The sequence below is a fragment of the Halomonas qinghailakensis genome, from assembly GCF_025820815.1.
Lineage (GTDB): Bacteria > Pseudomonadota > Gammaproteobacteria > Pseudomonadales > Halomonadaceae > Vreelandella > Vreelandella qaidamensis.
This window is the reverse complement of record NZ_CP096973.1, coordinates 2,326,620-2,349,068: the sequence shown is the minus strand read 5'-3', so window position 1 is coordinate 2,349,068 and position 22,449 is coordinate 2,326,620. Positions and strand designations below refer to the sequence as shown.

Genomic DNA, 22,449 nt, shown 5'->3' with positions numbered 1-22,449 from the left:
CTTTACCAATGCCAGCCAGCGCCAATGCCTGCGCCGAAGTTGCTTTGCGAGTCGCCGGTGATCTTACCTTGGATAATCCAACGGCCATTATCAGAGAGGCGCGACACACCTACCGAGATAGCAGACTCACCGCCATAGGTACCTGCACCAACCCCTATCATGCTCTTACCAGGCATCCAGGCTTGCGGCACAGTTGACGCCGCGATCGCGCTGGCAGAGCCGGCATTAGCATTACGTTCAACGCTATCAATACGGCCATGCACGTTGTTGATCTCGTTAGTGAAGCGACGACCAAGCTCATTCATCTGGCCTACATTCACCGCGTCTGTTTCATTAATACCAGGGGCTACGTTGGTAATAGTGGTACCTTCTTCTCCTCTCAGTGTGATGGTGTTGTAATTCACATTGCCATCTTCTTCACGGTCGTAGTTCACCGCGCCACGCTGTACCGCTTCTAGCTGACGAACGTTAACTGCATCGGTAGCCTGGGTACCGCCCGCCACATTGGTAATCTGGCGCTCGTTACCGGCACTACCTACAGAAACAGCCCCTTGGGTAGACGCCACCGCTTCATTAGAGAAGCGCTCGCGCTCACCATTCATACCTTCACGGTCTGCAACAGATCCTGCACCTAGTGCAACGCTACCTTCCGTATTGGCCTGGGCGCCGGCACCAGAGGCAACGCTACGGTCACCCGCAGCAACACTGCTTGGCCCCATCGCAATGCTGTCAGCGCCTTGCGGGTTGGCAGCAGGTCCTTCACTGTTAGCGCGGAAGTACTTAGAGCCACCCTGCTCAATGTTGGTGATTTGATTACTCACCTCCCACAGCTGGCTACCATTCACCGCATCCATGCTGTCTTTGGTGACATCACCCGGTGCTACATTAGTAATGGTGGTGCCGTTGTCGCCCGCTAGGGTAATGGTGCTGTAATCAACGCTGTTATCGTCGTTGCGGTCATATTTCACCGCTCGGTCATCCAGATCCGCCAAGTCGTTGGTGATATTACTGATATCGCCTTCAACGTTGGTAACGCGGCTGTCTAACGCGCCGACCGCTTGATTAGTGGCATAAAGCTGGCTGCCATTAATTGCATCGGTACTTTCGGCAGAAATCCGACCTGCCGCCACGTTAGTCACAGTGCGCTCGTTACCCTCACTTCCCACACTGACCGTTGACACCACACCTTCACCAGCACCGGCAAACTGATACGTTGTGCCTGCAATAACTACCGAGGTCGTGCGTACAGTGTCGGCAGTCACAGACCCTTCACCTAACGCCACGCTACCTTGATGCGATGCCACTGCCTGATAACCCAGAGCCAGCGCACGGTCGGCGGCAGCGCGTGCTTCGTAACCGACTGCCGTTGAGCCTTGCCCTTGAGCAAAAGCATCACTGACACTCAACCCACGATCATTGGTGCGCACATAACGAATACCCAGGCCATTGTCAGTAACGTATTCATTACTAATATCGCCAGTCACGTTCGTCACGATGCTTTCCAACTGATACAGCTGAGAGCCGTTGATCGCATCTTTACTATCAGCCGATACGTCACCATCAGCCATATTGGTGATTTTGTTATCACCCATGCTGATGCCATCAGCACTGATCACCGGGCCACTATCACCGACGCTAATGCTGTTACCGATCTCCAGGTCATCATTCAGCGCTAGTGCTAATGTTTGTTTATCAGTCAGTTTGGTAACGATATTGCGGTTACCCTTTTCATCTGCTTCACCCACGATATCTAGACGCTCACCGAGGCGGCGCTGGGTATCTTCACCTTCGTCAGCACCGAAGGTCAGCGGATTAGTAGCTATTAACTGATCACCCGCGTTGTCAACGTAGTCTTTGTTAACAACTTGGTTACCTTCGGTGATGTCCTCTGGCGCGATGTTGTAGGTGACTTGATCACCGTTCACTACGAAACGATCGCCCAGTTTGGTCTCACCCGTGACAGTGAGGTTATTGCTGGTGATGTTTTCTAGCCCCGTCAGGTTCTTGGCCAGCTGTACCTTCAGGCCGCCTTCACCATTTTGAGTAATGCCGATGTTGTTTTCGCTCAACTCACCCGTTGCACCACCCGTTAGGCTCAGCGTTTCGTTGAGGTTACGAAGAACCGATACTTCATCATCGCCCTCAAAGATCAGACCATCACTCAGCGTCGCAATCGTTTCTTCAATCGGGTTGCCATCCGCATCATCTCTGATGTAGGCAATACGAGAGAGGCCATCTTCACCATCAATACCCCGCGAGCCCGTTGCTCCATCAATACCGTAGAACGACAGGCCGTTGTTACCATCATTGAGAACAACCGTGTCAAACGTTGGGTCCTTATCTATCATCACCATGAGGTTGCCCTCGGCATTCACAATGGTTTTGATGTTGTCAGCTGAGTAGGAGGCATCTGCTTTATCACCGTTGCCCAAAATACTAACCGTTTCACCCAGGCGTTTTTGGATGCTGTTAGTGTTACCTGCAAAGGTCAGCGGAGCATTGGCTTGATCACTCACCGCCTGCAGTTGACTTCCGTTGATCGCATCCGTGCTCGTCGCACTCACCTCGCCTGGCGCCACGTTGGTAATGGTTTGATTACCCGCGTCAATGCCTCCGATAGTGATGCTCGGTGTATTGGCCACCTGACTACCAGTTCCATCAATGAACTGAGCACCAATGTCATTGATGGTGAAGAACGTATCACCAGTAATGTCACCGAAGGTGGCGCTATTTAGGCCAGTAAGATCTCTGGCCAGGGCAACGGTGATGTTGTTACCGTCGACCTGCGTCATGATGTTCTGGCCTTCATCGAACGCTGACCAATCGGTATTGCCTGCAGCACCAGTGATATCGACCTGGGTATTCAGCTTGGCATTGTGGACATCGCCGTCATTCGCGCCGAATTTCAGGCCGTCGTTCAGCGTGGCGACTTCCTGGTCGTCATAAACGATGCGGGTAATGCTTTCACCGTCGACACCATCGCTGCCATTCGTACCGTCAATACCAATCGTGGTGCTGCCAGCCGGACCAGTCAGGCCGATTGTGCCGTCTTTGCCGTTAAGCACAACGCTGGAGCCGTCTTTGCCGTTAACACCGATAGTGCCGTCGACGCCATCTTGGCCTGCTTGACCAACGCTTAGGTTATTGCCCAGCGCGAAGTCGATTGCGTTATCGCTCACCGTGGTGATGATGCTGCCATCTTCACTGGTGTAGGCAACGGTCTCGCCCAGCTGGACGTTGTCGTCGGCACCGTTATCCGCGGCAATGTTGAAGCCTTGGTTGGCAATCGCTTCGACGTCATTCAGCTGATCGACATTCACTGCATCCGTGCCGTCTGTGCCCGGGGCGAGGTTGGTGATCTTCGTATCACCCATGTCGATGCCGCCGTTGTTGATCGTCGGGCCATCGGTAATCGCTACTTCGGTCAGGCCGCTTAGGTTCTGAGCCAGCTGAACCCTTAGGCTGCCATCGCTATCTTTGGTGATGCCGATATTGCCGTCCGTCAGGGCGTTCACATCAGCGCCGCCAGTCAAGCCAAGCGTTTCATTCAGCTTGCGCGTTACCACTTCGCCGTCGTCGCCCTGGAACTTCAGGCCGTCGTTCAGCGTGGCAACTTCTTGATCATTGCCTTCCGGGTCGGTGTAGACGATGCGTGTCACGCCGTCTACGCCATCAACACCCGGTGCACCGTCCTGGATCGAGATGGTGGTTAGGCCATCCGTGCCGTTGGGGCCCGCCGGACCGGCTAGGCCGATCGTGCCGTTCTCGCCATCGATAGCAACGCCGTCTTTACCATCCTTGCCGTTGACGACAATGCTGCCTGGGGTGGTGTCATCTCCCACGATCAGATCACTGCCCAGGGCGAAGTCGATTGCGTTATCGCTCACCGTGGTGATGATGCTGCCATCTTCACTGGTGTAGGCAACGGTCTCGCCCAGCTGGACGTTGTCGTCGGCACCGTTATCCGCGGCAATGTTGAAGCCTTGGTTGGCAATCGCTTCGACGTCATTCAGCTGATCGACATTCACTGCATCCGTGCCGTCTGTGCCCGGGGCGAGGTTGGTGATCTTCGTATCACCCATGTCGATGCCGCCGTTGTTGATCGTCGGGCCATCGGTAATCGCTACTTCGGTCAGGCCGCTTAGGTTCTGAGCCAGCTGAACCCTTAGGCTGCCATCGCTATCTTTGGTGATGCCGATATTACCGTCCGTTAGGGCGTTTACATCAGCGCCGCCGGTCAAGCCGAGCGTTTCATTCAGCTTGCGCGTTACCACTTCGCCGTCGTCGCCCTGGAACTTCAGGCCGTCGTTCAGCGTGGCAACTTCTTGATCATTGCCTTCCGGGTCGGTGTAAACGATGCGTGTCACGCCGTCTACGCCATCAACGCCCGGTGCACCGTCCTGGATCGAGATGGTGGTTAGGCCATCCGTGCCGTTGGGGCCCGCCGGACCGGCTAGGCCGATCGTGCCGTTCTCGCCATCGATAGCAACGCCGTCTTTACCATCCTTGCCGTTGACGACAATGCTGCCTGGGGTGGTGTCATCTCCCACGATCAGATCACTGCCCAGGGCGAAGTCGATTGCGTTATCGCTCACCGTGGTGATGATGCTGCCATCTTCACTGGTGTAGGCAACGGTCTCGCCCAGCTGGACGTTGTCGTCGGCACCGTTATCCGCGGCAATGTTGAAGCCTTGGTTGGCAATCGCTTCGACGTCATTCAGCTGATCGACATTCACTGCATCCGTGCCGTCTGTGCCCGGGGCGAGGTTGGTGATCTTCGTATCACCCATGTCGATGCCGCCGTTGTTGATCGTCGGGCCATCGGTAATCGCTACTTCGGTCAGGCCGCTTAGGTTCTGAGCCAGCTGAACCCTTAGGCTGCCATCGCTATCTTTGGTGATGCCGATATTGCCGTCCGTTAGGGCGTTTACATCAGCGCCGCCGGTCAAGCCGAGCGTTTCATTCAGCTTGCGCGTTACCACTTCGCCGTCGTCGCCCTGGAACTTCAGGCCGTCGTTCAGCGTGGCAACTTCTTGATCATTGCCTTCCGGGTCGGTGTAAACGATGCGTGTCACGCCGTCTACGCCATCAACGCCCGGTGCACCGTCCTGGATCGAGATGGTGGTTAGGCCATCCGTGCCGTTGGGGCCCGCCGGACCGGCTAGGCCGATCGTGCCGTTCTCGCCATCGATAGCAACGCCGTCTTTACCATCCTTGCCGTTGACGACAATGCTGCCTGGGGTGGTGTCATCTCCCACGATCAGATCACTGCCCAGGGCGAAGTCGATTGCGTTATCGCTCACCGTGGTGATGATGATGCACCGTGGTGATGATGCTGCCATCTTCACTGGTGTAGGCAACGGTCTCGCCCAGCTGGACGTTGTCGTCGGCACCGTTATCCGCGGCAATGTTGAAGCCTTGGTTGGCAATCGCTTCGACGTCATTCAGCTGATCGACATTCACTGCATCCGTGCCGTCTGTGCCCGGGGCGAGGTTGGTGATCTTCGTATCACCCATGTCGATGCCGCCGTTGTTGATCGTCGGGCCATCGGTAATCGCTACTTCGGTCAGGCCGCTTAGGTTCTGAGCCAGCTGAACCCTTAGGCTGCCATCGCTATCTTTGGTGATGCCGATATTGCCGTCCGTTAGGGCGTTTACATCAGCGCCGCCAGTCAAGCCAAGCGTTTCATTCAGCTTGCGCGTTACCACTTCGCCGTCGTCGCCCTGGAACTTCAGGCCGTCGTTCAGCGTGGCAACTTCTTGATCATTGCCTTCCGGGTCGGTGTAAACGATGCGTGTCACGCCGTCTACGCCATCAACGCCCGGTGCACCGTCCTGCGAGATGGTGGTTAGGCCATCCGTGCCGTTGGGGCCCGCCGGACCGGCTAGGCCGATCGTGCCGTTCTCGCCATCGATAGCAACGCCGTCTTTACCATCCTTGCCGTTGACGACAATGCTGCCTGGGGTGGTGTCATCTCCCACGATCAGATCACTGCCCAGGGCGAAGTCGATTGCGTTATCGCTCACCGTGGTGACGATGCTGCCGTCGCCACTGGTGTAGGTAACGGTCTCGCCCAGCTGGACGTTGTCGTCGGCACCGTTATCCGCAGCGATATTGAAGCCTTGGTTGGCAATCGCTTCGACGTCATTCAGCTGATCGACATTCACTGCATCCGTGCCGTCTGTGCCCGGGGCGAGGTTGGTGATCTTCGTATCACCCATGTCGATGCCGCCGTTGTTGATCGTCGGGCCATCGGTAATCGCTACTTCGGTCAGGCCGCTTAGGTTCTGAGCCAGCTGAACCCTTAGGCTGCCATCGCTATCTTTGGTGATGCCGATATTGCCGTCCGTTAGGGCGTTTACATCAGCGCCGCCAGTCAAGCCAAGCGTTTCATTCAGCTTGCGCGTTACCACTTCGCCGTCGTCGCCCTGGAACTTCAGGCCGTCGTTCAGCGTGGCAACTTCTTGATCATTGCCTTCCGGGTCGGTGTAAACGATGCGTGTCACGCCGTCTACGCCATCAACGCCCGGTGCACCGTCCTGGATCGAGATGGTGGTTAGGCCATCCGTGCCGTTGGGGCCCGCCGGACCGGCTAGGCCGATCGTGCCGTTCTCGCCATCGATAGCAACGCCGTCTTTACCATCCTTGCCGTTGACGACAATGCTGCCTGGGGTGGTGTCATCTCCCACGATCAGATCACTGCCCAGGGCGAAGTCGATTGCGTTATCGCTCACCGTGGTGACGATGCTGCCGTCGCCACTGGTGTAGGTAACGGTCTCGCCCAGCTGGACGTTGTCGTCGGCACCGTTATCCGCGGCGATATTGAAGCCTTGGTTGGCAATCGCTTCGACGTCATTCAGCTGATCGACATTCACTGCATCCGTGCCGTCTGTGCCCGGGGCGAGGTTGGTGATCTTCGTATCACCCATGTCGATGCCGCCGTTGTTGATCGTCGGGCCATCGGTAATCGCTACTTCGGTCAGGCCGCTTAGGTTCTGAGCCAGCTGAACCCTTAGGCTGCCATCGCTATCTTTGGTGATGCCGATATTGCCGTCCGTCAGGGCGTTCACATCAGCGCCGCCAGTCAAGCCAAGCGTTTCATTCAGCTTGCGCGTTACCACTTCGCCGTCGTCGCCCTGGAACTTCAGGCCGTCGTTCAGCGTGGCAACTTCTTGATCATTGCCTTCCGGGTCGGTGTAAACGATGCGTGTCACGCCGTCCACGCCATCAACGCCCGGTGCACCCTCCTGGATCGAGATGGTAGTCAGGCCATCCGTGCCGTTGGGACCCGCCGGACCGGCTAGGCCGATCGTGCCGTTCTCGCCATCGATAGCAACGCCGTCTTTACCGTCCTTGCCGTTGACAACAAGGCTGCCTGGGGTGGTGTCATCTCCCACGATCAGATCACTGCCCAGGGCGAAGTCGATTGCGTTATCGCTCACCGTGGTGATGATGTTCCCATCGTCACTGGTGTAGGCAACGGTCTCGCCCAGGGCAACGGTGTCTTCCGTTGCCGCCGGATCTGCCAGATCGGCATTGTCTGCGGTGATGTTGAAGCCTGTAGTGACCAGGGCATTATTGGCGTTCTGAAGATCGCCCACGTTCACCGCATTGGTGAGGTCATCACCGGTGGCGGTCTCTAGGGTGGTGCCGGTCAGGCCGCTTTCCACGCTGGTGATTTGCTTGTCACCCATGTCGGCACCCTGGAAGTTCGGGGTGTCGGCGAACTGGATTTCAATACCACCGGCTTGGGTTGCGACGGTCTTGACGTTGCTTGAGGAGTAGGCAATCGGGTCGCCCGCTGCATCGGTGTCGGCACCGGTGCCCACAATCTGCAGTTCGTCGTTCAGATTACGGGTGACGTAACCATCCGCGGTACCGGTGTTGTCGTTTACCCGAGAAGCGCAGGCCGTCATTCCAGCGTGGCCACGGTCTTGTTGTTGCCATCGCCGTCTTCGAAGGTCAGACGTGTCACGTCAGTGGCGTCGGCCATGACGTCGCCCGGTAGGATCTGCGGACGCAGGATGGTTTGTGGGCTGATGCCATTCTGACCCGCCGGACCTGTCAGGCCGATGGAGCCGTCTGCGCCGTTGATCGCGACGCCACTCACGCCGTCGGCACCGTCAACCCCTAACGTGCCGTCCACCCCTGGCTCGCCAGGCGCGCCCGGGCCACCAATGGTGAGGTCGGTGTTCAACGCGAAGTCGATTTCGTTGTCACGCACCGTGGTGATGATGTTCCCATCGTCACTGGTGTAGGCAACGGTCTCGCCCAGGGCAACGGTGTCTTCCGTCGCCGCCGGATCTGCCAGATCGGCATTGTCTGCGGTGATGTTGAAGCCTGTAGTGACCAGGGCATTATTGGCGTTCTGAAGATCGCCCACGTTCACCGCATTGGTGAGGTCATCACCGGTGGCGGTCTCTAGGGTGGTGCCGGTCAGGCCGCTTTCCACGCTGGTGATTTGCTTGTCACCCATGTCGGCACCCTGGAAGTTCGGGGTGTCGGCGAACTGGATTTCAATACCACCGGCTTGGGTTGCGACGGTCTTGACGTTGCTTGAGGAGTAGGCAATCGGGGCGCCCGCTGCATCGGTGTCGGCACCGGTGCCCACAATCTGCAGTTCGTCGTTCAGATTACGGGTGACGTAACCATCCGCGGTACCGGTGTTGTCGTTACCCGAGAAGCGCAGGCCGTCATCTTCCAGCGTGGCCACGGTCTTGTTGTTGCCATCGCCGTCTTCGAAGGTCAGACGTGTCACGTCAGTGGCGTCGGCCATGACGTCGCCCGGTAGGATCTGCGGACGCAGGATGGTTTGTGGGCTGATGCCTTCTGACCCGCCGGACCTGTCAGGCCGATGGAGCCGTCTGCGCCGTTGATCGCGACGCCACTCACGCCGTCGGCACCGTCAACCCCTAACGTGCCGTCCACCCCTGGCTCGCCAGGCGCGCCCGGGCCACCAATGGTGAGGTCGGTGTTCAACGCGAAGTCGATTTCGTTGTCACGCACCGTGGTGATGATGTTGCCATCGTCACTGTTGTAGGCAACGGTCTCGCCCAGGGCAACGGTGTCTTCCGTCGCCGCTGGATCGGCTAGATCGGCATTGTCTGCGGTGATGTTGAAGCCTGTATTGACCAGGGCATTATTGGCGTTCTGAAGATCGCCCACGTTCACCGCATTGGTGAGGTCATCACCGGTGGCGGTCTCTAGGGTGGTGCCGGTCAGGCCGCTTTCCACGCTGGTGATTTGCTTGTCACCCATGTCGGCACCCTGGAAGTTCGGGGTGTCGGCGAACTGGATTTCAATACCACCGGCTTGGGTTGCGACGGTCTTGACGTTGCCTGAGGAGTAGGCAATCGGGTCGCCCGCTGCATCGGTGTCGGCGCCGGTGCCCACAATCTGCAGTTCGTCGTTCAGATTACGGGTGACGTAACCCGCCGTCGTGCCGGTGTTGTCGTTGCCTGAGAAGCGTAGGCCGTCATCTTCTAGCGTGGCCACGGTCTTGTTGTTGCCATCGCCGTCTTCGAAGGTCAGACGTGTCACGTCAGTGGCGTCGGCCACGACGTCGCCTGGTAGGATCTGCGGACGCAGGATGGTTTGTGGGCTGATGCCATTCTGACCCGCCGGACCCGTCAGGCCGATGGAGCCGTCTGCGCCGTTGATCGCAACGCCACTCACGCCGTCGGCACCGTCAACTCCTAACGTGCCGTCCACCCCTGGTTCGCCAGGCGCGCCCGGGCCACCAATGGTGAGGTCGGTGTTCAACGCGAAGTCGATTTCGTTGTCACGCACCGTGGTGATGATGTTGCCATCGTCACTGGTGTAGGCCACGGTCTCGCCCAGGGCAACGGTGTCTTCCGTCGCCGCCGGATCGGCTAGATCGGTATTGTCTGCGGTGATGTTGAAGCCTGTATTGACCAGGGTGTTATTGGCGTTCTGAAGATCGCCCACGTTCACCGCATTGGTGAGGTCATCACCGGTGGCGGTCTCTAGGGTGGTGCCGGTCAGGCCGCTTTCCACGCTGGTGATTTGCTTGTCACCCATGTCGGCACCCTGGAAGTTCGGGGTGTCGGCGAACTGGATTTCAATACCACCGGCTTGGGTTGCGACGGTCTTGACGTTGCCTGAGGAGTAGGCAATCGGGGCGCCCGCTGCATCGGTGTCGGCACCGGTGCCCACAATCTGCAGTTCGTCGTTCAGATTACGGGTGACGTAACCATCCGCGGTACCGGTGTTGTCGTTACCCGAGAAGCGCAGGCCGTCATCTTCCAGCGTGGCCACGGTCTTGTTGTTGCCATCGCCGTCTTCGAAGGTCAGACGTGTCACGTCAGTGGCGTCGGCCATGACGTCGCCCGGTAGGATCTGCGGACGCAGGATGGTTTGTGGGCTGATGCCATTCTGACCCGCCGGACCTGTCAGGCCGATGGAGCCGTCTGCGCCGTTGATCGCGACGCCACTCACGCCGTCGGCACCGTCAACCCCTAACGTGCCGTCCACCCCTGGCTCGCCAGGCGCGCCCGGGCCACCAATGGTGAGGTCGGTGTTCAACGCGAAGTCGATTTCGTTGTCACGCACCGTGGTGATGATGTTGCCATCGTCACTGGTGTAGGCCACGGTCTCGCCCAGGGCAACGGTGTCTTCCGTCGCCGCCGGATCGGCCAGATCGGCATTGTCTGCGGTGATGTTGAAGCCTGTAGTGACCAGGGTGTTATTGGCGTTCTGAAGATCGCCCACGTTCACCGCATTGGTGAGGTCATCACCGGTGGCGGTCTCTAGGGTGGTGCCGGTCAGGCCGCTTTCCACGCTGGTGATTTGCTTGTCACCCATGTCGGCACCCTGGAAGTTCGGGGTGTCGGCGAACTGGATTTCAATACCACCGGCTTGGGTTGCGACGGTCTTGACGTTGCTTGAGGAGTAGGCAATCGGGTCGCCCGCTGCATCGGTGTCGGCACCGGTGCCCACAATCTGCAGTTCGTCGTTCAGATTACGGGTGACGTAACCATCCGCGGTACCGGTGTTGTCGTTACCCGAGAAGCGCAGGCCGTCATCTTCCAGCGTGGCCACGGTCTTGTTGTTGCCATCGCCGTCTTCGAAGGTCAGACGTGTCACGTCAGTGGCGTCGGCCATGACGTCGCCCGGTAGGATCTGCGGACGCAGGATGGTTTGTGGGCTGATGCCATTCTGACCCGCCGGACCTGTCAGGCCGATGGAGCCGTCTGCGCCGTTGATCGCGACGCCACTCACGCCGTCGGCACCGTCAACCCCTAACGTGCCGTCCACCCCTGGCTCGCCAGGCGCGCCCGGGCCACCAATGGTGAGGTCGGTGTTCAACGCGAAGTCGATTTCGTTGTCACGCACCGTGGTGATGATGTTGCCATCGTCACTGGTGTAGGCAACGGTCTCGCCCAGGGCAACGGTGTCTTCCGTCGCCGCTGGATCGGCTAGATCGGCATTGTCTGCGGTGATGTTGAAGCCTGTATTGACCAGGGCATTATTGGCGTTCTGAAGATCGCCCACGTTCACCGCATTGGTGAGGTCATCACCGGTGGCGGTCTCTAGGGTGGTGCCGGTCAGGCCGCTTTCCACGCTGGTGATTTGCTTGTCACCCATGTCGGCACCCTGGAAGTTCGGGGTGTCGGCGAACTGGATTTCAATACCACCGGCTTGGGTTGCGACGGTCTTGACGTTGCCTGAGGAGTAGGCAATCGGGTCGCCCGCTGCATCGGTGTCGGCGCCGGTGCCCACAATCTGCAGTTCGTCGTTCAGATTACGGGTGACGTAACCCGCCGTCGTGCCGGTGTTGTCGTTGCCTGAGAAGCGTAGGCCGTCATCTTCTAGCGTGGCCACGGTCTTGTTGTTGCCATCGCCGTCTTCGAAGGTCAGACGTGTCACGTCAGTGGCGTCGGCCATGACGTCGCCCGGTAGGATCTGCGGACGCAGGATGGTTTGTGGGCTGATGCCATTCTGACCCGCCGGACCCGTCAGGCCGATGGAGCCGTCTGCGCCGTTGATCGCAACGCCACTCACGCCGTCGGCACCGTCAACTCCTAACGTGCCGTCCACCCCTGGTTCGCCAGGCGCGCCCGGGCCACCAATGGTGAGGTCGGTGTTCAACGCGAAGTCGATTTCGTTGTCACGCACCGTGGTGATGATGTTGCCATCGTCACTGGTGTAGGCCACGGTCTCGCCCAGCTTGACGGTGTCTTCGGTCGCCGCTGGATCTGCCAGATCGGCATTGTCTGCGGTGATGTTGAAGCCTTGGTCAACGACGTTGTTCAAGGCCTTCAGCTGCGCGACGTTAACGGCGTCGCTATCAGCGGTACCTGCAGCAACGCCGGTGACTTGACGATATAAGCCAATGCCTTCATCACCAACCGCCACGGCACCATAGGTTGATTTGGTGGCCGTAATCGCTGGATCATTATCATCCGCGATACCCGTCAACGGGTTATAACCGGAAATACCCGCTCCAGTATTGGCGTTGGAAGCGGTACCAATGGCAACGCCGCCTTCTACGCTAACATCAGCAAAGTTACCAAGCACAAAGGCGTTATCTTGATCAATATTGTTAACCGCACCGATCACTGAGGAGAGATTACCGCTAACGGTATTTTGACCACCTAACGCTGTTGAGAGCTTGCCAGAAACTTCATTTTGGTAGCCGATCGCCCGCGAGAAACCACCGCCGGTTACCTTGTTCTCGAAGCCCATCGCAACAGACGTTCGTCCTTCCACTTGGTTACGAATACCAAATGCGGTGGAGTTTTCACCGGAAATGTTGTTCGTGAAACCGAAGGCTGAAGAAAAACGGCCGGAAACTTCGTTCAGCTGCCCAATTACCGTCGTATTTTGTGCCTGCAACTTGTTTTCGCGGCCAATGGCAATAGCGGTAAATGAGTCCCCTGGTGTGCCTGCACCCAGTACGTTATTTGCACCTATAGCAATCTGACTTTGACTGTTTGTATTGTTATTGAAACCTAAGGCTACTGAACGTTCTCCCTCCGCCGTGTTTCCAGTACCCACTGCCGTCGCATTATTGGCAGATGCAGAGTTGTTATTCCCTACGGCGGTAGCAGAATTGCCAGCCGCTAACGCGTTGGTACCGGCTGCAAGAGCATTGACACCTGTTGCACCGTCGTTGTTGAAGTTGCCTTGTTGGGTGCCATTATCATTGACGCTGTAGTAGCGAATTCTCTGTGCTGCTAATTGATTAACGTTGACAGCATCGGTGCCAGCGACACCAGGTGCCAGGTTGGTGATGGTGTTCCCCCCCATGTTGATGCCGGTGTTATTAATCACCGGACCACCGTTAATGGTGAGGCTGTCAGCCGTCAGATCTGGCGACGTGGCAACCGTAATATCGGTGCCCGTACGCGTAATATCGATGTTTTGACCATCTATGAATTGGACGGTGGCATTGGGTGCAACGTTTGTCGCTGTATCGCCGTTGGTCTGCACGTTCCAACCAGCATTGGCAACATTGCTAACGCTTGTCAGCTGCTCCTGTGTCGCTGCTTGGCCACCAGTGTAAGTGGCGTTCGGGTCGAAGGTGGTGTTGGTCAGACCACTGATCGTGCCGGTATCACCGTTGATCGTGACAGGATTGGTAGACCCCACACTGAGCACGTTCGCTAGACCAAGCTGTACACCGTCTGCCGTGGTGGTAGAGGTAACGTTGGCATCACCGTTAACATTAATGGTGTCGCCTAACGCGTAGTTATTTGACGTCGCACCGTCACCAAAGTTGAGACCTTTATTGATCTCGGTGGTGTTGTTCGTCACGTTGGTATTCGTCGCGAACAGCTGGCTGCCGTTGACGGCGTCCGTCGAGGTCGCGCTGAGATCACCTGCCTGCACATTGGTGATCTTGTCGCCACCTACGTCCAAGCCATCCACCGTACTGGTGATAATGGTGTTATTGGTAGCATCACCAATTGTTACCTGAGTGAACTCAACTTCGTCCTCGGTGGCAACGGTGATCTTGTTTGCGTCACGGCTGACATTAATGTTCTTGCCTTCAGCAAAAATCGCCGATTCACCCGGGCCGATGTTTTCGGACGTAAGTTCAGTGTTGGCTTGGAGGCTCCAACCGCTGTTAGCCAACTCATTCACTGCTTTTAACTGGCTGACGTTGACCGCGTCTGTATCCGTTGCACCAGCAGCCACGTTGGTAATACGACGTTCATTACCGGCAGAGCCAATAGAGACTTCACTTGTTGCAGTAGGGGCCGCCACTGTGGTGGTCCCTGTGGGCACATAGGCAGCCGTTGCCAGCGTACTGCCGTCAGCAATAGAGCCTTGACCCAGCGCCACGCTGCTTTCATTAGTTACTGTAGTATTCGTACCTAACGCGGTAGCACCTGACACATCAGCACTCGCGTTTTCCCCTAACGCAGCGCCTGCAACAATCGCAGGATCATTAACACCACCGTTATACGTAGCAACAGCACCATCACCGAAAGCTGCACCGCCATTACCAGCACGCGCAGACGCGCCCATAGCAACAGACCCCGTCGCAATCGCATCATAACCAATGGCGATGGATTGTAGTCCAGCCGACTGTGCAGAACGACCCATTGCGATGCTGTCAGCAGCACTAGAAGTGGCATCACCAATGGCAATGCTGTCCACTCCTGAGGCGAGGCTGCCGTAACCTATCGCCGTGGCTCGGACACTAGTGGCATTTGCAGCATCGGCGACGGCACCTCCACCACCAACGGCTGTGGCATTGTCTGCCATTGCACGTGAGTTGCGGCCCAGCGACGTTGCCGCCACACCACTAGCACGACCCCCCATTGCAACAGCATTGACATTCGTGGCCTGTCCGGCAACCGAGATCGTGTTCTGTGCCGTCGCCTGGCCACCCAAAGCGACCGAGAAGTCCCCGGTTGCCATTGCACTATCGCCGATGGCCGTGGTTCCAGTGCCGTTAGCCGACGCAGACAGCCCCATCGCCATTGAACGGTTTCCTTGAGAGCTAGCATCCACGCCAATGGCAAGCCCACGGTTACCATTGGTAACCCGCGCGTTATGACCAATGGCGATACCACCATTGCTACTAACATACGCCAGGTTGCCCACTGCTACTGCTCCCAGGTTCAATGCACCACCGCCAGCGGCATAGGCTGCATTGCCGATGGCCACGTCTGTAATGAAGATAGCTTGGGTGTCAGTACCCACGGCGACCGAATTGAAGCCGCTGGCGTGCGCATTATGGCCGACAGCCATTGCACCGGCCAGAGAGGCCTTTGCATCAACGCCAGCTGCCAAGGCGTTGAGACCCGTGGCACCGTCGTTATTGTAGTTACCCTGAACAACACCGTTGTCGTTGACACTGTAGTAGCGGATTTTCTGTGCTTCTAATTGATTAACATTGACCGCATCGGTGCCAGCGACTCCGGGGCCAACATTGGTGATGGTGTTTCCTCCCATGTTGATGCCCGTACTATTAATCACCGGACCACCGTTGATGGTGAGGCTGTCAGCCGTCAGATCTGGCGACGTGGCAACCGTAATATCGGTGCCCGTACGCGTAATATCGATGTTTTGACCATCTATGAATTGGACGGTGGCATTGGGTGCAACGTTTGTCGCTGTATCGCCGTTGGCCTGCACGTTCCAACCAGCATTGGCAACATTGCTAACGCTTGTCAGCTGCTCCTGTGTCGCTGCTTGGCCACCGGTGTAAGTGGCGTTCGGGTCGAAGGTGGTGTTGGTCAGGCCACTAATCGTGCCGGCATCGCCATCAATCGAGACAGGGTTGGTAGACCCCACACTGAGCACGTCCGCTAGGCCAAGCTGTACACCGTCTGCCGTGGTGGTAGAGGTAACGTTGGCATCACCGTTAACATTAATGGTGTCGCCTAACGCGTACTTGTTCGACGTAGCACCGTCGCCAAAGTTAATGCCTTTGTCGATCTCGGCAGCATTGTTGGTGATGTTGGTCGTGTTGGTCGTGACATTTTCATTCGTCGCGAACAGCTGGCTGCCGTTAACGGCGTCCGTCGAGGTCGCGCTGAGATCACCCGCTTGCACGTTGGTGATCTTGTCACCCCCTACGTCCAGGCCATCCACCGTACTGGTGATCACGGTGTTATTGGTAACATCACCAATTGTTACCTGAGTGAACTCAACTTCGTCAGCAGTCGCAACTTCAATCACCTGATCGGCATTGCGGCTTATCTCGATATTCTTGCCATCGATAAACTGAACCGTTTCACCCGGTGCGACGTTATCCGCGGTTTCAGCATTAACCTGAACATCCCAACCAGCATTGGCAACATTGCTAACGCTTGTCAGCTGCTCCTGTGTCGCTGCTTGGCCACCAGTGTAAGTGGCGTTCGGGTCAAAGGTGGTGTTGGTCAGGCCACTGATCGTGCCGGCATCACCGTCAATCGAGACAGGGTTGGTAGACCCCACACTGAGCACGTCCGCTAGGCCAAGCTGTACACCGTCTGCCGTGGTGATAGAGGTAACGTTGCTATCACCGTTAACATTAATGGTGTCGCCTAACGCGTACTTGTTCGACGTAGCACCGTCGCCAAAGTTAATGCCTTTGTCGATCTCGGCAGCATTGTTGGTGATGTTGGTCGTGTTGGTCGTGACATTTTCATTCGTCGCGAACAGCTGGCTGCCGTTGACAGCGTCCGTCGATGTCGCGCTGAGATCACCCGCTTGCACGTTGGTGATCTTGTCACCCCCCACGTCCAAGCCATCCACCGTACTAGTGATAACGGTGTTATTGGTAGCGTCACCAATTGTTACCTGAGTGAACTCAACTTCGTCAGCAGTCGCAACTTCAATCACCTGATCGGCATTGCGGCTTATCTCGATATTCTTGCCATCGATAAACTGAACCGTTTCACCCGGTGCGACGTTATCCGCGGTTTCAGCATTAACCTGAACATCCCAGCCAGCATTGGCAACATTGCTAACGCTTGTCAGCTGCTCCTGTGTCGCTGCTTGGCCACCGGTGTAAGTGGCGTTCGGGTCGAAGGTGGTGTTGGTCAGGCCACTAATCGTGCCGGCATCGCCATCAATCGAGACAGGGTTGGTAGACCCCACACTGAGCACGTCCGCTAGGCCAAGCTGTACACCGTCTGCCGTGGTGATAGAGGTAACGTTGCTATCACCGTTAACATTAATGGTGTCGCCTAACGCGTACTTGTTCGACGTAGCACCGTCGCCAAAGTTAATGCCTTTGTCGATCTCGGCAGCATTGTTGGTGATGTTGGTCGTGTTGGTCGTGACATTTTCATTCGTCGCGAACAGCTGGCTGCCGTTAACGGCGTCCGTCGAGGTCGCGCTGAGATCACCCGCTTGCACGTTGGTGATCTTGTCACCCCCTACGTCCAGGCCATCCACCGTACTGGTGATCACGGTGTTATTGGTAACATCACCAATTGTTACCTGAGTGAACTCAACTTCGTCAGCAGTCGCAACTTCAATCACCTGATCGGCATTGCGGCTTATCTCGATATTCTTGCCATCGATAAACTGAACCGTTTCACCCGGTGCGACGTTATCCGCGGTTTCAGCATTAACCTGAACATCCCAGCCAGCATTGGCAACATTGCTAACGCTTGTCAGCTGCTCCTGTGTCGCTGCTTGGCCACCGGTGTAAGTGGCGTTCGGGTCGAAGGTGGTGTTGGTCAGGCCACTAATCGTGCCGGCATCGCCATCAATCGAGACAGGGTTGGTAGACCCCACACTGAGCACGTCCGCTAGGCCAAGCTGTACACCGTCTGCCGTGGTGGTAGAGGTAACGTTGGCATCACCGTTAACATTAATGGTGTCGCCTAACGCGTACTTGTTCGATGTAGCACCGTCGCCAAAGTTAATGCCTTTGTCGATCTCGGCAGCATTGTTGGTGATGTTGGTCGTGTTGGTCGTGACATTTTCATTCGTCGCGAACAGCTGGCTGCCGTTGACGGCGTCCGTCGAGGTCGCGCTGAGATCACCCGCTTGCACGTTGGTGATCTTGTCACCCCCCACGTCCAAGCCATCCACCGTACTAGTGATAACGGTGTTATTGGTAGCGTCACCAATTGTTACCTGAGTGAACTCAACTTCGTCAGCAGTCGCAACTTCAATCACCTGATCGGCATTGCGGCTTATCTCGATATTCTTGCCATCGATAAACTGAACCGTTTCACCCGGTGCGACGTTATCCGCGGTTTCAGCATTAACCTGAACATCCCAGCCGGTATTCGCTATATTTTCAACAGCGACCAACTGAGCGACGTTAACGGCATCATCTAATTGGGTACCAGCGGCAACGCTAGTGATTTGACGACTACCAATGTCAACCGCACCAAGAGCGGCAACGGTGCCCGCAATATTAGTCGAATCAGCAACGGTAGCACCGGTGGGAACGTAGCCAGCTACACCTGATTCAACAGTGGCAGCTGAACCAGCACCCAAGGCTACGCCGTTAACTGCTGTCACGTTCGAACTAAGACCAAGCGCAATGCCATTAGTTGCTGTTGAATCAACCGTCGCTGAAGTACCAAGAGCAATACCGGCATCAGCATTAGCTTTTGAGCTAGCGCCCAATGCCATGCCGTTTGTTGCTGTTACGTTCGCACTATTACCAAGCGCAATGCCACTATTTGCTGCCGCATCAACCGCCGCTGAAGCACCAAGAGCAATACCGCCATCAGCAGCAGCACTAGTAAGCGCACCAATTGCTACTGAACCACTTCCTGGGGAACGCGCATCAAGACCTTGAGCAATGGAGGTATCGCCTTCAGCGATGGCAGGCGCGTAAGCAGCAGGCGAGATGGCAATAGAAGCATTTCCTGTCGCCTGCGCACCGCCACCAATGGCTGTACCAGTATTGACAGTAGCTCCGCCGACATCTTTTCCGGCTACCGCGTCAAAACCAATGGCTGTTCCAGAGACTACCTTTGCGCCTGCACCAACAGCAGTTGAAGCTAAATTATCACCGACTGCATAACCATTGGGGTTAGTAACACCAGTTAGCGCACCAGCAGAAATGGTTGAAGAACCAGCGTCTGCCCCATCACCGACGGCAACTGCACTCTCCCCTGAAGCGCTTGCATTGGTGCCCGCCGCCAGGGCGTTAACCCCAGAAGCACCGTCATTGTTGAAGTTAGCTTGCTGCGTACCGTCATCGTTGACGCTGTAGTAGTGGGTTTCGCTGGCCTTTAGCTGAGCAACGTTCACCGCATCGCTGTCTTCAGAACCAGCAGCAACACCCGTAATCTGGCGGAATACACCGCCTGTAGCATCGCCTACCGCAACCGCACCCGTTGTACTTTGGGTTGCGGCGATGCCTGCATCCAAGCCGTCAGCAGCGGCAGTGAGTGGGTTGTAGCCTGGGATGCCTGCGCCCGTATCTGCGATAGCGCCATTGCCCAGCGCCACCCCACCGGCAACGGTGACATCCGCGCCATTACCCATTACAAAGGCATCAGCGACATCAAGGTTATTGTCATTACCGATGATACGGCTACCGGCTGCAGTGGCCGTAAGGGTATTGTTGTTACCAAAAGCACCGGCATTGTCGGCCTCAATGGTATTGTCGTTACCCAGTGCGTATGAGCCTGTACCACTTATAATATTCGGGTCACCAACGGCCCCCGAATGATCGCCCGAAACTTCGTTTCCATAGCCAATACTGATACTTTGCTCACCAGAGGCTTTGGCACCGGTACCCATGGCAATGGCGTCGAGACCAGAGGCTTGCGCGCCAGCACCCATAGCGATGGTGTTTTCAACCGAGGCAAGGCTTTCCTTACCAATAGCAATACCATTATTGCCCTGTACATTGGCAAAATCGCCTAACGCAATGGCGCTATTGGCAGAGCCGGTTGCATCGCCATTGGTATCATAGGTGCCCACCTTGGCATCCTGACCCAGGGCCATGCTTCTTTCGCCTGACACTTCAGACTGACGCCCCATGGCAATGGAGTGTTTACCGTCCACTGCAGTGGTAGAGCCGAGTGCAATCGCGCTGGTAGAAACAGCTGTTGTTTGCGCATTACTACCAGCAGCAATAGAAGATAGCCCTAGTGCACTTGCAGGTCTGAACTCAGCGCCCGATAGGGCGATAGAGCCATTGCCCGCTGTTGCACCGCCACCAATAGCGGTGCCTGTAGCATCAGTACCCACTATGCCCGCATTTGCACCGACTGCCGTACCTGATAAGGCTTTAGCGCCATCACCCAAGGCTACAGAACCCATTAAAAACTCAGCAGGAAGTCCGGTACCCGTTGGGCTAAAACGCGACTCAGCTTGTGCGTTACGGCCTATGGCAATGGCATTTGCATTAATGGCTGCAGCTCTCGACCCTACGGCAATAGCATCATCACTATTCGCTTGTGAAGAGAAACCCAGCGAGATGGAGCGGTTACCGTTAGCACTATGGCGTGTCGTTTCTAACCATGTACCATCTGCTTGCGGTGCGGCACTGTTACCAATTGCAATAGCGTTAACGCCTTCTGCCTCTAGCGCATTACCCATTGCAATTGCTTGAGTGCCAGTTGCTGTTGTCACCCGATTACGGGCAGTACCAATAGCAATGGAACGATGCCCCTCAGCGCGTGTACCAGCACCCACTGCGGTACCCACACGACCAGCGTTACCCGTACCTGCCGCTAAACCAGCATACGCATCGTGCCCAATGGCAACAGAACCAACACCATCGGCATTCATACCTATCGCAATACCGCGCTGCAGAACATCAGCTGGGAGTGGCACAGCAATAAGCTCAATTGCAGTACTGCCTGAGTTGCTGTTTAAACCCACCGAAACAGAACCACCACCACTGGATACACTATCTGCCCCTATCGCTACGGACCCATCGCTAGCACCACCGGCGCTGGCTTTATGCCCCAACGCGACTGCTCGACCAGAATTCGCCTCACTTTGCCGACCTATAGCAACCGCATTAAGTGCGGTCGATTTAGCCCATGACCCTAGAGCAATGGCTCCATCGGCAGTAGCGGTAGTACGTTGATGGTCGTGGGTACCAATCGCAATCGAGAAATTTCCCGTTGCCTGGCTTCCAGCACCAATGGCTGTTGCTATTCCATTCGGGACCACCGAGTTCGCGCGAAAGCCTATCGCCACACCGCCGGATGATGTTGCCGTCTGGCCCAACGATGTACCCTGTTGGGTAGTACCACCACCATTAATGCGCCCTACCGCGGACGAATTCCAGCCAATCGAAACCGCACCGTCCTCACATGCTTCAGCATTTGTGCCAATGCCAATACGGGTATTGTTAAACCCGTTATTAGCACATGTATTGGCATTCATTAGTGCATCAGCCCTTGCCTCCGGCGCTACCAGCATCAACGAGCCGGCGGCAAGCGCCACGGCGACCACGGCTGGGCGCAACAAGGCAGAAATACTGGAGGAGGTTTGCGGCGCTGGTAGTTGGCCAACGAGCCCTTGCCGGGTGGCGGATTTATCACGGCTGCGGGCCGCTTCAGAAGTTACCACTAACCGGCCAAGCGTACGGTTCCAGATTAAGCGAAATACGTTATTCATTGCTTAGAACTCCACTAACTGTTCAGTGAGGAGGCGCGTTTACCTCGCACAACTATCTTTCCCTTGGCCATTTCGGTGTGGTGCTGAAGCGTTGAGGCGTAACACCTCACCTGGCAACCTCCATCCGACCGGGCAACCACTGACTACCAACGCGCAGAGCCACCTGAGATAAGCAACACTGCACTGCGTGATATGCGGTTTCCAAAGCACTAACACCCCTGTGTTAAAACACAGAAGTTAGTTAATACCGTTCAAGGCGTTTATTTAGTGGGTTCATTCTCGTACTTAGATTAGTGCTAACTCAATACAGTGAAATTATTGTTCATATTTACTCAAGATACGCACAATTATTAACAAACATCTGAAAACATTATTTAACCTTTATTAGAACAATAAAAATAAAAACACTTATAGATATTTAAAAAATAGTTATAAAAAACTTCATTTTGATAAAAAATAGTGGAAAAATGCCAGTAAAATATTACAAAAAGTTAAATAATCGCCTCAAATTTCTCAAACACAACACTGCCTTTGGCAGTGCCTCTTTAATTTAGAAACACTGTTTTAATATTTAATGATTATTTATAATTTTATTTTCTCCCCTACCATACTCTCAGATTAACCATTGTTCACAAACAGGTTCTGTGCTGAAACAGTAAAACGGCTTTCACTACTGCTATCACAGCGTGGTGGATTTCTTAACTCTAATTGTGCGGATAAAATCAAGCAGTCACAGACCATAGACAATCACTGATGTCACCTCCATTAACGCACTCAATGAATGGTGCTATCATGCCATAATCAGCTGCTGGGTAACCTTTAGTGTCTATCGTTTGGATTAATTAAGGTGTTATATTTCTAATTTAGATAGCTTGCTTAGCGCTAGTTCTATTTCCGTCACGTTCCTCTTACACCAATAGAGCGAATGTTAA

At 55.8% G+C, this 22,449-nt stretch carries 4 protein-coding genes; all 4 read right to left on the bottom strand.

Features of this window, described 5'->3' with window-relative positions; all coding sequences use genetic code 11:
• Positions 1–2 precede the first annotated feature (2 nt).
• Genes M0220_RS10930 through M0220_RS10915 form a run of 4 tightly spaced genes read right to left on the bottom strand, consistent with a single transcriptional unit; the run spans position 3 to position 21,517 of the window.
• Positions 3–5,342, bottom strand: coding sequence for a YadA-like family protein (locus M0220_RS10930; protein WP_264017641.1), 5,340 nt, complete (start codon positions 5,340–5,342; stop codon positions 3–5).
• Positions 5,293–7,917: a beta strand repeat-containing protein gene (locus M0220_RS10925; RefSeq protein WP_264017640.1), complete on the bottom strand. Its 2,625-nt coding sequence runs from the start codon at positions 7,915–7,917 to the stop codon at positions 5,293–5,295. Before M0220_RS10925 ends, M0220_RS10930 begins: the two co-directional genes overlap by 50 nt.
• The gene (locus tag M0220_RS10920; protein WP_264017639.1) at positions 7,914–8,777 is read right to left on the bottom strand and encodes a hypothetical protein; all 864 of its coding nucleotides are present in this window, start codon (positions 8,775–8,777) and stop codon (positions 7,914–7,916) included. Before M0220_RS10920 ends, M0220_RS10925 begins: the two co-directional genes overlap by 4 nt.
• Entirely contained in the window at positions 8,756–21,517 is a 12,762-nt protein-coding gene (locus M0220_RS10915) for an ESPR-type extended signal peptide-containing protein (protein ID WP_264017638.1), read from the bottom strand. Before M0220_RS10915 ends, M0220_RS10920 begins: the two co-directional genes overlap by 22 nt.
• Between the last annotated feature and the right edge of the window lie 932 nt (positions 21,518–22,449).

What these genes read in the sequence shown, in the direction of transcription:
- M0220_RS10920 (WP_264017639.1), bottom strand. Translation starts at nt 8,777, where the DNA reads ATGGCCGACGCCACTGACGTGACACGTCTGACCTTCGAAGACGGCGAT.
- M0220_RS10925 (WP_264017640.1), bottom strand. Translation starts at nt 7,917, where the DNA reads ATGACGGCCTGCGCTTCTCGGGTAAACGACAACACCGGTACCGCGGAT.
- M0220_RS10915 (WP_264017638.1), bottom strand. Translation starts at nt 21,517, where the DNA reads ATGAATAACGTATTTCGCTTAATCTGGAACCGTACGCTTGGCCGGTTA.
- M0220_RS10930 (WP_264017641.1), bottom strand. Translation starts at nt 5,342, where the DNA reads ATGGCAGCATCATCACCACGGTGCATCATCATCACCACGGTGAGCGAT.